The organism is Micromonospora sp. NPDC005203 (assembly GCF_042872705.1).
In the GTDB taxonomy this organism is placed as follows: Bacteria; Actinomycetota; Actinomycetes; order Mycobacteriales; family Micromonosporaceae; genus Micromonospora.
Genome location: NZ_JBIAKV010000002.1, coordinates 512,102 through 527,187 on the forward strand (window position 1 = coordinate 512,102; position 15,086 = coordinate 527,187).

Sequence of the window (15,086 nt, forward strand, 5' to 3'; positions counted from 1 at the left end):
GCTGCGGCCTGCGCTACTCTTGAATGTCGCCGCTGTCGCACCGCGCTGACCGTGCGCGCTCCGAGGGCGGCGACAGCCGCATTTTCCCAGCTCCAAGCCCCAGGAAGTGACATGCCTCCGAAGAAGAAGCTCGTCAAGACGTTCACGCTTCAGTTGCCGGCGGGCCAGGCCACGCCGGCGCCGCCGGTCGGCCCCGCGCTGGGCCAGCACGGCGTGAACATCATGGAGTTCTGCAAGTCCTACAACTCGCAGACCGAGTCCCAGCGGGGCGACATCGTTCCCGCCGAGATCAGCGTGTACGAGGACCGCTCCTTCACGTTCGTGCTGAAGACCCCGCCCGCTGCCCGGCTGCTGATCAAGGCTGCCGGTGTGCAGAAGGGTTCGGGTGTTCCGCAGTCCGAGAAGGTCGGCTCGGTCAGCCGCGCCCAGCTGCGTGAGATCGCCGAGAAGAAGATGGCCGACCTCAACGCCAACGACCTGGCCCAGGCCGAGAAGATCATCGCCGGCACCGCCCGGTCGATGGGCATCACCGTCAACGACTGACGTCGGCCCAGGCCGTCGATCCGACCGTGGGAGGGCCCGCGCCGAGCGGCCCGCCAGAGACCACAGGAGTAATCAGCAATGCAGCGCAGCAAGAGCTACCGCAAGGCCGCCGATGTCATCGACCGGTCGAAGCTCTACACCCCCGCCGAGGCCGTGAAGCTGGCCAAGGAGACCACGAACGTCAAGTTCGACGCCACGGTCGAGGTCGCCATGCGCCTCGGCGTCGACCCCCGCAAGGCGGACCAGATGGTCCGCGGTGTGGTCAACCTGCCGCACGGCACCGGTAAGACCGCCCGCGTGATCGTGTTCGCGAGCGGCGCGAAGGCCGAAGAGGCCGCTGCCGCGGGTGCGGACGAGGTGGGCACCGACGAGTTGGTCGCCCGGATCCAGGGTGGTTGGCTCGACTTCGACGCGGCTATCGCCACGCCGGACCAGATGGCCAAGATCGGCCGGATCGCGCGGATCCTGGGCCCGCGCGGTCTCATGCCGAACCCGAAGACCGGCACGGTGACCATGGACGTCACCAAGGCGGTCTCGGACATCAAGGGCGGCAAGATCACCTTCCGGGTCGACAAGCACTCCAACCTGCACCTGATCATCGGTAAGGCCTCCTTCACGGAGAGCCAGCTGGTGGAGAACTACGCTGCGGTGCTCGACGAGGTGCTGCGTGCCAAGCCGTCCGCGGCCAAGGGCAAGTACCTCCGCAAGGTCATCGTGACCTCCACGATGGGTCCGGGTGTCCCGGTCGACCCCAACCTGGTCAAGAACCTCACCGGAGACGCCGCCGAGAGCTGAGCGACGATCTGCTCCACCGGGGCGCCGCCACGATCGTGGCGGCGCCCCGTCGCGTCTGTGGTGTGGCACCCTCTATCCCTATGCGGCTGGAGAATGTCTGGTTGCGGTACCACCGGCGTGGGCCGTGGGTGCTGCACGGCGTGGACGTCCGGATCGGTCCGGGCGAGGTGGCTGTCGTTCTGGGTCGCAACGGGGCCGGCAAGTCGACACTGCTCCAGGTGGCCGCGGGGGTGCTCCGGCCCGACCGGGGGCGGGTCACCGACCGTCCGGCACGGGTGGGGTGGGTGCCGGAGCGTTTCCCCGCCGACCAGCCGTTCACCGTGACCGGCTACCTGACCGGGATGGCCCGCGCGGCGGGCCTGGGCGCGGCGGCGGCCGACGAGGCGGTGGCCTCCTGGACCGACCGGCTCGGGTTGTCCGCCTTCCGTTCGGTCCGCCTGCCGGAGCTGTCCAAGGGCACCGCGCAGAAGGTGGGCCTCGCCCAGGCGATGCTGCGTCCACCGGGCCTGCTGGTGCTCGACGAGCCGTGGGAGGGGCTGGACGCCACCACCCGCGAGCTGGTTCCCGAGCTGATCGCCGAGGTGCTCGCCGCCGATGGTGCCGTGCTGGTCAGCGACCACCGCGGCGAGACGGTCCGGCTGCCGACAGCGCGTCGCTGGTCGGTGGCCGACGGGACACTGACCGAGGAGACGTCGTCGGCGGACGAGACCTTCTCGGTGGTCGAGGTCGCGGTGCCGACCGCGCGGGTCGCCGGCACCGTCGCCCGGTTGCGGGCCGAGGGTCACCACATTCTTCGGGTACGCGCCGACGCCTCCACCCCCGCACCGAAGGCTCGTCCCGCATCGACCGCCCCGACCCGCCCGGACGGTGCGCCGGCAGCCGAACAGCCCACGGCCGCCGAGGGCGTGCACACGGTCGAGCAGGCAGCGGAGGAGGCCCGGTGAGCGCCCTGGTACGGATGCGGCTGGCCGGCCTCCTGCGGACCGGTCGGGCGTTGGCGCCGCTGCTCGCCGGCCTCATCGTGCTCGGCACGCTCTACGGCGGCGGCCGAGCCCAGCCAGCGGAGGCGTACGGCGTCTCGGCCGTGGTGCTCTTCCCGGTGCTCGCCTGGCAGACCAAGATCCTGCTGGACGTCGAGCCGGACGTGCAGCGCCGGCTGGCCCAGGTGACCGTCGGGGTGGCCCGCGAGCGGCTTGCCGGGCTCCTCGCCGCGGGGGTGGCGGCGCTGCCAACGGTGGCCGTCGCGCTGCTCTTTCCGTGGCTGGTCGGCGGGGTCACCGGCCCGGTGGAGCCGGGGGACCGGTCGATCCCGGTCGGGATCGCGCTGGGGCTGTGGGCGCACCTGCTCGCCGTACCCGCCGCTGTCGCCCTCGGTGCGCTGGCCAGCCGCGCGTCGGTGGGCGGTGCCGCGTACGGCGTCGCGGTGCTGACCCTCGGCGGTGTCGGCGCGGTGGTGCTCGGCCTGAGCGATTCGGTGGTGCCCTGGCTGGCGCCGCCGATCATGGCCGCCGCCCGCGCCACCGCGAGCCACGCCACAGCGCTCACCCTGCTGGGGTTGACCGGGTGGGCGCTGGCCTGGAGCGCCGCAGTCCTCGGCGGCTACCTGTGGCGGCGGCGGGCCCACGGCTGAGCGGCGCCCGCGTCGGTGACGTGGCTCACCAGGTGCGATTTGGTGCTGGTGGCCTGGGCGCGTAGTCTTCAACCGTCATCCGTGCTCTCATGGATGAGGAACCACCCAAAGACCGCTGGTCACCGTGCTTCGGCACGGTCGAAGGTCCCGCGACGACGGGCGACCCGCGTAGGGCGGCAAGCGTAACTCGGCAGTGAGACATGGTCCGCCGACTGTGTTGATCCACCGGCCCTCGCCCCGTGCGCCCTGCGCCGGGGCTTTTCGTTGTCGTGCTGCCTCCGCCCCCGTTCCGGTTTCGGCCGTGACGGGGACCAGCCTCGAGTAACGAGAGAGGAGGGACATGGCGGACAAGCCAATCCGGGCCGACAAGGCCACGGCCGTCGCAGAGCTGACCGAGAGCTTCCGCAGCGCAGGCGCCACCGTGCTGACCGAGTACCGCGGTCTGACGGTTTCCCAGCTCACCCAGCTTCGGCGCACGCTCGGCGCCGAGACCAGCTACACGGTCGCGAAGAACACGCTGGCGAAGCGCGCAGCGACGGACGCGGGCATCACCGGCCTCGACGAGCTGTTCACCGGTCCTACCGCGCTGACTTTCGTTTCGGGCGACGTCGTCGAGGCGGCGAAGGGGCTTCGCGACTTCGCGAAGGCCAACCCGAAGCTCGTCATCAAGGGCGGTGTCTTCGAGGGCAAGGCCATTTCCGCGGCCGAGGTCACGAAGCTCGCCGACCTGGAGTCCCGCGAGGTGCTGCTGGCCAAGCTGGCCGGCGCGATGAAGGGCAACCTGAGCAAGGCCGCGGCCCTGTTCCAGGCCCCGCTGTCGAAGACCGCCCGTCTGGCGGCCGCACTGCAGGACAAGCGCGAGAAGGAGAGCGCCGAGGCGGCCTGAGGCCCCCACGGCGCACCAGTTCTTTACTTAACAGAATCAGGAAAGGACGCCAGATATGGCGAAGCTCAGCACCGACGAGCTGCTCGACGCGTTCAAGGAGATGACGCTGATCGAGCTCTCTGAGTTCGTGAAGCAGTTCGAGACGACCTTCGAGGTCACCGCCGCGGCTCCGGTCGCGGTGGCTGGCCCGGGCGCTGCCCAGCCCGCCGCCGAGGCCGCCGAGGAGCAGGACGAGTTCGACGTCATCCTCGAGGCTGACGGTGGCAAGAAGATCCAGGTCATCAAGGTCGTGCGTGAGCTGACCGGCCTGGGTCTCAAGGAGGCCAAGGACGCGGTCGAGTCCGCTCCGAAGGCCATCCTGGAGAAGGTCAACAAGGAGACCGCCGAGAAGGCGAAGGCCAAGCTCGAGGGTGAGGGCGCCAAGGTCACCCTCAAGTGACCTGAGCTCCACCTGCGCGTACCTGGCTCGTGAGCCGGGACACGATCGCGTCGCGGCGGGCGGTGATCCGACACGGATCGCCGCCCGCCGTGTTTGTGGTTCCGGAGCCGACCTGCCCCTGAGCTGGGCACCGATGGCCGTACCTGTCGATCCGGACGCGCCTGGCGGGTCGCCCTGCGGTGGGAAAGAAGAGCCGACCCGGATACCGGCCCTTGACGCGGCCCGGGGCTGCCAGGCACGCTGGCACCAGCAAGACACCGCGCTTGCGACGGCCACGACGTGGGTATGACAGCGGCGGCACCATCGGCCGCGTCGACCTGAGCGGCCCAGTGGGGACGTTGCGTTCCGAGCGGCCCGGCAGACCCGGTTCACGGGGGCCGAGGCACGTTCCGCAAACGACCTGCGGGGTGGGCTGGACAGCGGTTAGCCTCTCGGCTACACTGCTAGTTTGCGCTGCCTTCCGACTTGACCCCTGCTCGGAAATGTCCGTTTACGGATATTTCTGGTGGGGTCATTGGAGTGCACGCGTACCAGCCGTTCTGCAGCACCGGTCCTCGGAAGGACGCATCTTGGCAGCTTCCCGCCCTGCGAAGACCAGTCGTACGTCGAGCGCATTCGCTCCCCGCCGAGTTTCATTCGGCAGGATCACCGAACACCTCGAGGTCCCCAACCTCCTTGCCATCCAAAACGAGTCCTTCGACTGGCTCGTGGGCAACGAGGCTTGGCAGGGCCGGTCGGCGGACGACCCGCACGCACGCTCGGGTCTCGCGGAGATCCTTGAAGAGATCAGTCCCATTGAGGACTTCTCCGGCACCATGTCGCTCTCCTTCTCGGCGCCGCGCTTCGACGAGGTCAAGGCCTCGATCGAGGAGTGCAAGGAGAAGGACCTGACCTACTGCGCTCCGCTCTTCGTGACCGCGGAGTTCACCAACAACACCACTGGCGAGATCAAGAGCCAGACGGTGTTCATGGGTGACTTCCCGATGATGACGCCCAAGGGCACCTTCGTCATCAACGGCACCGAGCGCGTCGTGGTCAGCCAGCTCGTCCGGTCCCCGGGCGTGTACTTCGACAAGCAGCCGGACAAGACCTCCGACCGCGACCTCTCCAGCGTCAAGGTCATCCCCAGTCGGGGTGCCTGGCTGGAGTTTGACATCGACAAGCGCGACACGGTCGGCGTACGCATCGACCGCAAGCGTCGGCAGGCCGTCACGGTCCTGCTCAAGGCCATCGGCTGGTCGGCCGAGCGGATCCGTGAGAAGTTCGGCTGGTCCGAGCTGCTGATGACCACGCTCGAGAAGGACCACATCGCCGGCCAGGACGAGGCCCTGCTCGACATCTACCGCAAGCTGCGCCCTGGCGAGCCGCCGACGCGCGAGAACGCCCAGACCCTGCTCGACAACCTCTTCTTCAACCCGAAGAGGTACGACGTCGCCAAGGTCGGGCGCTACAAGTTCAACAAGAAGCTCGAAGTCGCCGTGCCGATCACCACCGGCACGCTGACCGAGGACGACATCGTCGCCACCGTGGAATACCTCTGCCGGCTGCACGCCGGTGAGGACGGCTACGAGGCCGACGACATCGACCACTTCGGCAACCGGCGCCTGCGTACCGTGGGTGAGCTGATCCAGAACCAGGTCCGGGTCGGCCTGTCCCGGATGGAGCGGGTCGTCCGCGAGCGGATGACCACGCAGGACGTCGAGGCGATCACCCCGCAGACCCTGATCAACATCCGCCCGGTGGTGGCGGCGATCAAGGAGTTCTTCGGGACGTCTCAGCTGTCCCAGTTCATGGACCAGACCAACCCGCTGGCGGGTCTCACCCACCGGCGCCGGCTGAGCGCGCTCGGCCCGGGTGGTCTGTCCCGGGAGCGGGCCGGCTTCGAGGTCCGCGACGTGCACCCGTCCCACTACGGCCGGATGTGCCCGATCGAGACGCCGGAAGGCCCGAACATCGGCCTGATCGGCGCGCTGTCCACCTTCGCCCGGGTCAACCCGTTCGGCTTCATCGAGACGCCGTACCGGAAGGTTGTCGAGGGTCGGGTCACCGACCAGATCGACTACCTGACCGCGGACGAGGAGGACCGGTTCGTCAAGGCCCAGGCCAACGCGCGCCTGAAGGCTGACGGCACGTTCGCCGAGGACCGGGTGCTCTGCCGTCGTAAGGGCGGCGAGACCGAGGACGTCATCCCCGGTGCCGTCGACTACATGGACGTCTCGCCCCGGCAGATGACCTCGGTCGCGACCGCCATGATCCCGTTCCTCGAGCACGACGACGCCAACCGGGCACTGATGGGCGCGAACATGCAGCGCCAGGCGGTGCCGCTGGTCAAGGCCGAGGCGCCGCTCGTGGGTACGGGCATGGAGTACCGGGCCGCGGTCGACGCTGGCGACGTGGTTGTCGCCGAGGTCGGCGGTGTGATCGAGGATCTCTGCGCCGACTACGTCACCATCCACCAGGATGACGGCCACCGCCGGACGTACCTGCTGCACAAGTTCCGGCGCTCCAACGCCGGCTCCTGCGTCAACCAGAAGCCGGTGGTCTTCGAGGGCGACCGCGTCGAGGCCGGTCAGGTCATCGCCGACGGTCCGTGCACCGACGAGGGCGAGATGGCACTCGGACGCAACCTGCTGGTGGCGTTCATGTGCTGGGAGGGTCACAACTACGAGGACGCGATCATCCTGTCGCAGCGCCTCGTGCAGCAGGACGTGCTCACCTCGATCCACATCGAGGAGCACGAGGTCGACGCTCGGGACACCAAGCTCGGCCCGGAGGAGATCACCCGCGACATCCCGAACGTCAGCGAGGAAATGCTCGCCGACCTCGACGAGCGCGGCATCATCCGGATCGGTGCCGAGGTCGTTCCCGGCGACATCCTGGTCGGCAAGGTCACGCCCAAGGGTGAGACCGAGCTGACCCCGGAGGAGCGCCTGCTCCGCGCGATCTTCGGTGAGAAGGCGCGTGAGGTTCGGGACACCTCGCTGAAGGTGCCGCACGGCGAGACCGGCACGGTCATCGGTGTGCGCACGTTCTCCCGCGAGGACGGCGACGAGCTGCCGCCGGGTGTCAACGAGCTGGTCCGGGTCTACGTCGCCCAGAAGCGCAAGATCCAGGACGGCGACAAGCTCGCCGGCCGGCACGGCAACAAGGGTGTCATCTCGAAGATCCTGCCGATCGAGGACATGCCGTTCCTGGAGGACGGCACCCCGGTCGACATCGTGCTCAACCCGCTCGGTGTGCCGAGCCGGATGAACATCGGCCAGGTGCTGGAGACCCACCTCGGTTGGGTCGCCAAGACCGGTTGGAAGGTCGAGGGCGACGACACCGACTGGAAGCGTCAGCTCCGCTCGATCGACGCGCACGAGTCCGAGGGGGACACCAATGTGGCCACCCCGGTCTTCGACGGTGCCCGCGAGGAGGAGATCTCCGGTCTGCTCGAGTCGACCCTGCCCAACCGGGACGGCAAGCAGCTGATCGGCCGTACCGGCAAGGCGCAGCTGTTCGACGGTCGTTCCGGCGAGCCGCTGCCGGACCCGATCGCGGTCGGCTACGTCTACATCCTGAAGCTCAACCACCTGGTCGACGACAAGATCCACGCTCGTTCGACCGGTCCGTACTCGATGATCACGCAGCAGCCGCTGGGTGGTAAGGCGCAGTTCGGTGGTCAGCGTTTCGGTGAGATGGAGTGCTGGGCGATGCAGGCGTACGGCGCCGCGTACGCCCTGCAGGAGCTGCTCACGATCAAGTCCGACGACGTGCTCGGCCGGGTGAAGGTCTACGAGGCCATCGTCAAGGGCGAGAACATCCCGGAGCCGGGCATCCCGGAGTCGTTCAAGGTGCTGCTCAAGGAGCTGCAGTCGCTGTGCCTCAACGTTGAGGTGCTGTCCAGCGACGGTGTGGCCCTGGAAATGCGCGAGACCGACGACGAGGTGTTCCGGGCCGCTGAGGAGCTGGGCATCGACCTGTCCCGGCGCGAGCCGAGCTCGGTCGAAGAGGTCTGAGGTGAGTGGTCGGGGGCCGGCTCGCCGGCTCCCGACCCCACCCGAGAATTAGCAGTACAGACGACGACATAGGGGACATAGTGCTCGACGTCAACTTCTTCGACGAGCTGCGCATTGGTCTCGCCACCGCCGACGACATCCGTCAGTGGTCGCATGGCGAGGTCAAGAAGCCTGAGACGATCAACTACCGCACCCTGAAGCCGGAAAAGGACGGGCTCTTCTGCGAGAAGATCTTCGGTCCGCAGCGGGACTGGGAGTGCTACTGCGGTAAGTACAAGCGCGTCCGGTTCAAGGGCATCATCTGTGAGCGCTGCGGCGTCGAGGTGACTCGCTCCAAGGTCCGTCGTGAGCGGATGGGGCACATCGAGCTCGCCGCTCCGGTGACCCACATCTGGTACTTCAAGGGCGTGCCGAGCCGGCTGGGCTACCTGCTGGACCTCGCCCCCAAGGACCTCGAAAAGATCATCTACTTCGCCTCGTACGTCGTGACGAGCGTGGACGCCGAGTCGCGTCACCGTGACCTCTCGACGATCGAGAACGAGATCCTGGCCGAGAAGCGGCAGTCCGAGAACAGCCGCGACTCGGAGATCGAGAAGCGGGCCGCCAAGCTCGAGGCCGACCTGGCCGAGCTGGAGGCCGAGGGTGCCAAGGCGGACGTCCGGCGCAAGGTCAAGGAGGGCGGAGAGCGCGAGATGCGCCAGATCCGCGACCGGGCCCAGCGCGAGATCGACCGCCTGGACGAGGTGCTGGACACCTTCCGCAAGCTGGAGCCGAAGCAGCTGGTCACCGACGAGCTGCTCTACCGCGAGCTGCGCGACCGGTTCGGTGAGTACTTCACCGGTTCCATGGGCGCGGAGGCGATCAAGGCGCTGGTCCAGAACATGGACCTCGACGCCGAGGCCGAGAGCCTGCGGGAGACCATCCGGTCCGGCAAGGGTCAGCGGAAGATCCGGGCGCTCAAGCGACTCAAGGTCGTCGCGGCGTTCCTGAATACCCGCAACTCGCCGCTCGGCATGGTGCTGGACTGCGTACCGGTCATCCCGCCGGACCTGCGCCCGATGGTGCAGCTCGACGGTGGCCGGTTCGCGACCTCGGACCTGAACGACCTGTACCGCCGCGTGATCAACCGGAACAACCGCCTCAAGCGACTGATCGACCTCGGCGCGCCCGAGATCATCGTCAACAACGAGAAGCGGATGCTCCAGGAGGCCGTCGACGCGCTGTTCGACAACGGCCGTCGTGGTCGGCCGGTCACCGGTCCGGGTAACCGCCCGCTCAAGTCGCTGTCCGACATGCTCAAGGGCAAGCAGGGCCGGTTCCGCCAGAACCTGCTGGGCAAGCGCGTCGACTACTCCGGCCGTTCGGTCATCGTGGTCGGCCCGAAGCTCAAGCTGCACCAGTGTGGTCTGCCCAAGCAGATGGCACTGGAGCTGTTCAAGCCGTTCGTGATGAAGCGGCTGGTCGACCTCAACCACGCACAGAACATCAAGTCCGCCAAGCGGATGGTCGAGCGTCAGCGCCCGGTCGTGTGGGATGTGCTGGAAGAGGTCATCGGCGAGCACCCGGTGCTGCTGAACCGCGCGCCGACCCTGCACCGCCTGGGCATCCAGGCCTTCGAGCCGCAGCTGGTCGAGGGCAAGGCGATCCAGATCCACCCGCTGGTCTGCACCGCGTTCAACGCCGACTTCGACGGTGACCAGATGGCGGTGCACGTGCCGCTGTCCGCCGAGGCTCAGGCCGAGGCGCGGATCCTGATGCTGTCGTCGAACAACATCCTCAAGCCGGCCGACGGCAAGCCGGTCACGATGCCCACCCAGGACATGGTCATCGGCCTGTACCACCTCACCCACCTCAGAGCCGGTGAGAAGGGCGAGGGCCGGGCGTTCAGCTCGGACGCCGAGACGCGGATGGCCTTCGACAACGGCGAGCTGCACCTGCAGGCGCCTGTGAAGATCCGCCTGCGTGGCGTGGTCGGTGTCGACAACGGCGCCGGCGCCGAGGCGTGGACCGCTCCGGAGGGCTGGGCCGAGGGTGACCCGCTGACCGTGGAGACCACCCTGGGTCGGGTGCTGTTCAACGAGACGCTGCCGCAGGGCTACCGCTTCGTGAACTACGAGATCCGCAAGGGTCAGCTCTCTGCGATCGTCAACGACCTCGCCGAGCGCTTCCCCAAGGTGGCGCTGGCCGCCACCCTGGACGGGCTCAAGGAGGCCGGTTTCCACTGGGCCACCTGGTCCGGCGTGACGATCGGCATGGAGGACGTCATCGCTCCGCCGCGCAAGGCGGAGATCCTGGCGAAGTACGAGAAGGAAGCCGACCAGATCGACAAGCAGTACCAGCGTGGTCTGATGACCGCCGAGGAGCGTCGCGGCGAGCTCATCACGATCTGGACCAAGGCGACCAACGAGGTCGCCAAGGAGATGGACACCGCGCTGCCGCAGGAGAACCCACTGTGGAAGATGATCAATTCGGGTGCTCGCGGTAACCTGCTGCAGCTTCGGCAGATCGCCGCGATCCGCGGTCTGGTGGCCAACCCGAAGGGCGAGATCATCCCGCGGCCGATCAAGGCCAGCTACCGGGAGGGTCTGTCCGTGCTGGAGTACTTCATCTCCACGCACGGTGCCCGTAAGGGTCTCGCCGACACCGCGCTGCGGACCGCCGACTCGGGTTACCTGACCCGTCGTCTGGTGGACGTCTCGCAGGACGTCATCATCCGCGAGGAGGACTGCGGCACCGACCGGGCGATCCCGATGCAGATCGGCGAGAAGCTCGACGGCAAGCTCGTCGTCCACACCCACGCCGAGACCAGCGTGCACGCCCGGACCCTGGCCGACGACATCAAGGGGCCGGACGGCACCGTGGTCGCCGAGCGCGGTCAGGACATCAACTCCATCGGGGTCGACAAGATCGTCGCCGCTGGCGTGGAGACGGTCCGGGTGCGCAGCGTGCTCACCTGTGAGTCGAAGCTCGGCGTCTGCGCGGCCTGCTACGGCCGGTCGCTGCCGACCGGCAAGTCGGTCGACATCGGCGAGGCGGTCGGCATCATCGCCGCCCAGTCCATCGGTGAGCCCGGTACGCAGCTGACGATGCGTACCTTCCACACCGGTGGTGTCGCTGGTGAGGACATCACCCAGGGTCTGCCGCGTGTGCAGGAGATCTTCGAGGCTCGGGTCCCGAAGGGTAAGGCGCCCATCGCCGACACCCCGGGTCGGATCCGGATCGAGGACGGCGAGCGCTCGCGGAAGATCATCGTGGTGCCGGACGACGGCAGCGAAGAGATCGTCTACGACAAGATCTCGAAGCGGGTCAAGCTCCGTACCCACGACGGCGGTCACGTCGCGGTCGGCGAGAAGCTGACCGAGGGCACCATCGACCCGCACGAGCTTCTGCGGATCATGGGTCCGCGGGCGGTCCAGGTCCACCTGACCAGTGAGGTCCAGGAGGTCTACCGCTCGCAGGGTGTGCTCATCCACGACAAGCACATCGAGATCATCATCCGCCAGATGCTCAAGCGGGTGACGGTCATCGACTCCGGCTCGACCGAGTTCCTGCCGGGTGTGCTCGTTGATCGGGCGCTGTTCGAGTCGGAGAACCGCCGGCTCGTCTCGGAGGGCGGCGAGCCCGCCGCCGGTCGTCCGGTGCTCATGGGTATCACCAAGGCATCGCTGGCCACCGACTCCTGGCTCTCGGCGGCCTCCTTCCAGGAGACCACCCGGGTGCTGACCGACGCTGCGATCAACTCGCGCAGCGACTCGCTGGTCGGCCTCAAGGAGAACGTGATCATCGGAAAGCTCATCCCGGCCGGTACGGGCATCAGCAAGTACCGCAACGTCCGGGTCGAGCCGACCGAGGAGGCCAAGGCCAAGGTCTACTCGATGACCGGGTACCCGGAGACCGACTACGGCTTCGGGCCGGCCAGCGGGCAGGCCGTGCCGCTGGACGACTTCGACTTCGGGTCGTACCGCTAAGCACCAGTCACCCGACGAGGCCCCCGGTGAAAGCCGGGGGCCTCGTCGGGTCCGTGCCCACCCACCCGTGGGCCGAGTTCGGCATGATGGGGGGATGACGACCGCACCCGGGCAGGTGTCCGTCGCGTCTCAGGGCCTGCGCCACCCGTTGGACCCGGATCCGGCCCGCGCCACGAAGGCTCGGGCGGTTTTCGCTCTCGGGCTGCTCGGCCTGCTGACCGGGCTGTTCATCGGCGGGGTGGTGCCGGCGACGGTGGCACTGCAACTGGCGCGGCAGGCGCGACGTGAGGCGTACGCCTCGGGGGGTTTCCTGACCGGCGGCAGCTCGCTGCGGCGGGGTGAGCGGATGGCCTGGACCGGCCTGGTGCTGGTCGCCGTCAGCGTGGTGGCCGTGGTGGTGATCGGCGTGGTGCGGTTGGCCGGTGCGCCGTTCGGTCACGACTACCCGGCGAACATGGACTGAGCCGCCGCGCCCGGCGTTGGCGCCGGCACCCCCGGCGGTAGCCTGGCCGGTGTCCGCCGCGCGGCGGTGGCGGCCTTTTCGACAGGAGGACCTCGTGACGGATCCGGCGCGGCCCCCTGCCGACCAGCCGGCCGGCCAGCCGGCGTCGTCCGAGCTGACGCCGTCCGAGGCCACCCAACTGGCCCCGAGTGGCCAGCCGCAGCCACCCGCGCCCACGCCGGGTTGGGCGACGCCGACCTCCGCCGCGCCGCAGCCCGGCTGGGGTACGACCAGTCCGCCCGACGCCGGCCAGCCGTACCCGGGCGCCGGGGTGCCCATCCCGGCACCGCCGGGTTGGGGTCCGCCGCAGTCCGGGGCTGCCGTGCCCTACGGGTGGGGTCCGCCGCAGTCCGGGGCTGCCGTGCCCTACGGGTGGGGTCCGCCGCAGTCCGGTGTGCCGGCGGGTTGGGGTCCGCCGCGGTCCGGGCCGGGTTGGGGGCCGCCGTCGCCCGGTCCCGCACCCGGTTGGCCCGGGATGCCGGGTCATCCGGTTCCGCCACCCACCGACGCCCAGCATCTGCCGCCGAAACGGGTGGAGGCGGTGCCGGGCACCCCGTTCGGGGTCGTACACCTGGAGGTGGCCCCGGTCACGTCGGGACTGGCTATCGGATCCCTGGTGGCCGGCATCGCGTCGATCCTGGTGTCGTTGCTGGTGATCTGTTTCGGAGTGGCCTTCGCGAACGATGGCGGGGCCTGGGCTTCCGGAGCGTTCGCCGCCCTCGGGTTGTTGGCCGGCGTGGGGGCGGTCGTCATCGGTCTGCTCGGCCGGCGGCAGATCCGTCGTCCGGCCGCGCCCCCTGCGGTCCGGTTCACCGGGCGAGGGCTTGCGGTGGCCGGAATCAGTTGTGGCGCGGCGGGGGCACTGCTCAGCCTCCTGGGTCTCGGCCTCGCGCTGCTGCTCACCCTGACCTGAGGCTGGTCTCGGCGCTCGACCCGTTTCTGCCCGCTTGCCGCTGCCCGGCCGGGGCCGACGGGTGGTCCGCGGGGGGAGCCGGTACACTTGTGTCTGTAGGTGCCCGTCGCGGGCGACGGGGCAGGACGAGATTCGGCCGGCGGGTGTACGACAGCCGCCGGACCCTTCCGTTTTGACCTGGGCGGTTGTGGTAGGTACTCTTTCCCCTTGTGCCCGGGCATGCCCGGGCAACTCGTGCGTGCGCTGTTTCCGGATCCCGGACGGCGGCACGACAAGCCAAGGATCCGGGGCGGGGCGACCCGTGCGCCGGTGACACAAACCCAATCGCACGCGCAAGCGTCCGGAACGGGACCGCGGAGAGGCGACACGCCCGACCGCGGGTGCCGGGGCTTCCGTCAGGTGGCCCAGGTCGGAATGTAGGAGAGCCGGTCAGCAGGCCGGCTAACGAGCAGACGGCGCGGCCGCGAATGCGGCCGAAGGGAGCGGAGAAACCCGGTGCCCACGATCCAGCAGCTGGTCCGAAAGGGCCGCCAGGCGAAGACGACCAAGACCAAGACCCCGGCGCTGAAGGGTTCCCCTCAGCGGCGCGGCGTGTGCACCCGCGTGTACACCACCACCCCGAAGAAGCCGAACTCGGCGCTGCGCAAGGTCGCTCGCGTGAAGCTCAGCAGCCAGATCGAGGTGACGGCCTACATCCCGGGCGTCGGTCACAACCTCCAGGAGCACTCGATCGTGCTCGTGCGTGGTGGCCGGGTGAAGGACCTCCCCGGCGTGCGTTACAAGATCGTCCGCGGTTCGCTGGACACCCAGGGTGTCCGTAACCGCAAGCAGGCGCGCAGCCGTTACGGCGCCAAGAAGGAGAAGAGCTGACATGCCGCGTAAGGGACCCGCTCCGCGGCGGCCACTGGTCGCTGACCCGGTGTACAACTCGCCGCTGGTCACCCAGCTGGTGAACAAGATCCTGCTGCGCGGCAAGCGCCAGCTCGCCGAGACCATCGTGTACGCGGCCCTCGAGGGCTGCCGCGAGAAGTCCGGCACCGACCCGGTCGTCACCCTCAAGCGGGCGATGGACAACGTCAAGCCGACCCTCGAGGTGCGTAGCCGTCGTGTCGGTGGTGCCACCTACCAGGTGCCGGTCGAGGTCCGCCCGACCCGGGCGACCACCCTGGGCCTGCGCTGGCTGGTCACCTACTCTCGCGCGCGGCGTGAGAAGACCATGGTCGAGCGGCTGATGAACGAGCTGCTGGACGCGAGCAACGGCCTCGGTGCCGCCGTCAAGCGGCGCGAGGACACGCACAAGATGGCCGAGTCGAACAAGGCCTTCGCGCACTACCGCTGGTAACACCCTGGTTCCGGCGCCTCCGGGCGCCGGAACCGCCACCAGTTGTGTCGAGACGACGATAAGTAGG

The 15,086-nt window shown here is 68.8% G+C and carries 12 protein-coding genes; all 12 read left to right on the forward strand.

Annotated features, from left to right (window positions below; genetic code table 11):
- Positions 1 to 111: 111 nt before the first annotated feature.
- Positions 112 to 543 carry a 50S ribosomal protein L11 gene (rplK, locus tag ACFYPM_RS07660; RefSeq protein WP_088950247.1) on the forward strand — a complete coding sequence of 144 codons (432 nt, stop codon included), beginning with the start codon at positions 112 to 114 and terminating at the stop codon, positions 541 to 543.
- 78 nt (positions 544 to 621) lie between these two features.
- On the forward strand, positions 622 to 1,338 hold the full coding sequence (gene rplA / locus ACFYPM_RS07665; protein ID WP_387192283.1) for a 50S ribosomal protein L1: 717 nt from the start codon (positions 622 to 624) through the stop codon (positions 1,336 to 1,338).
- A gap of 80 nt (positions 1,339 to 1,418) precedes the next feature.
- A complete protein-coding gene (locus ACFYPM_RS07670) occupies positions 1,419 to 2,282 on the forward strand; it encodes an ATP-binding cassette domain-containing protein (RefSeq protein WP_387192286.1) in 864 nt (287 codons plus the stop codon).
- A complete protein-coding gene (locus ACFYPM_RS07675; RefSeq protein ID WP_387192289.1) occupies positions 2,279 to 2,968 on the forward strand; it encodes a hypothetical protein in 690 nt (229 codons plus the stop codon). The genes ACFYPM_RS07670 and ACFYPM_RS07675 overlap by 4 nt, the downstream gene beginning before the upstream one ends.
- A gap of 340 nt (positions 2,969 to 3,308) precedes the next feature.
- A complete protein-coding gene (rplJ, locus tag ACFYPM_RS07680) occupies positions 3,309 to 3,854 on the forward strand; it encodes a 50S ribosomal protein L10 (protein ID WP_109818686.1) in 546 nt (181 codons plus the stop codon).
- Positions 3,855 to 3,909: 55 nt separating this feature from the next.
- On the forward strand, positions 3,910 to 4,293 hold the full coding sequence (gene rplL, locus ACFYPM_RS07685; protein ID WP_387192292.1) for a 50S ribosomal protein L7/L12: 384 nt from the start codon (positions 3,910 to 3,912) through the stop codon (positions 4,291 to 4,293).
- A 569-nt stretch (positions 4,294 to 4,862) separates the two neighbouring features.
- Entirely contained in the window at positions 4,863 to 8,294 is a 3,432-nt protein-coding gene (locus ACFYPM_RS07690; protein WP_357253583.1) for a DNA-directed RNA polymerase subunit beta, read from the forward strand.
- A gap of 80 nt (positions 8,295 to 8,374) precedes the next feature.
- A complete protein-coding gene (locus ACFYPM_RS07695; protein WP_387192296.1) occupies positions 8,375 to 12,262 on the forward strand; it encodes a DNA-directed RNA polymerase subunit beta' in 3,888 nt (1,295 codons plus the stop codon).
- Positions 12,263 to 12,356: 94 nt separating this feature from the next.
- Complete coding sequence (locus tag ACFYPM_RS07700) at positions 12,357 to 12,725, forward strand: hypothetical protein (RefSeq protein ID WP_387192299.1); 369 nt, start codon at positions 12,357 to 12,359, stop codon at positions 12,723 to 12,725.
- A gap of 580 nt (positions 12,726 to 13,305) precedes the next feature.
- Positions 13,306 to 13,677 carry a hypothetical protein gene (locus ACFYPM_RS07705; protein WP_357253708.1) on the forward strand — a complete coding sequence of 124 codons (372 nt, stop codon included), beginning with the start codon at positions 13,306 to 13,308 and terminating at the stop codon, positions 13,675 to 13,677.
- A 495-nt stretch (positions 13,678 to 14,172) separates the two neighbouring features.
- Positions 14,173 to 14,547: a 30S ribosomal protein S12 gene (gene rpsL / locus ACFYPM_RS07710; RefSeq protein WP_007465318.1), complete on the forward strand. Its 375-nt coding sequence runs from the start codon at positions 14,173 to 14,175 to the stop codon at positions 14,545 to 14,547.
- A gap of 1 nt (position 14,548) precedes the next feature.
- Entirely contained in the window at positions 14,549 to 15,019 is a 471-nt protein-coding gene (gene rpsG, locus ACFYPM_RS07715; protein WP_030489583.1) for a 30S ribosomal protein S7, read from the forward strand.
- The last annotated feature ends 67 nt before the right edge of the window (positions 15,020 to 15,086 follow it).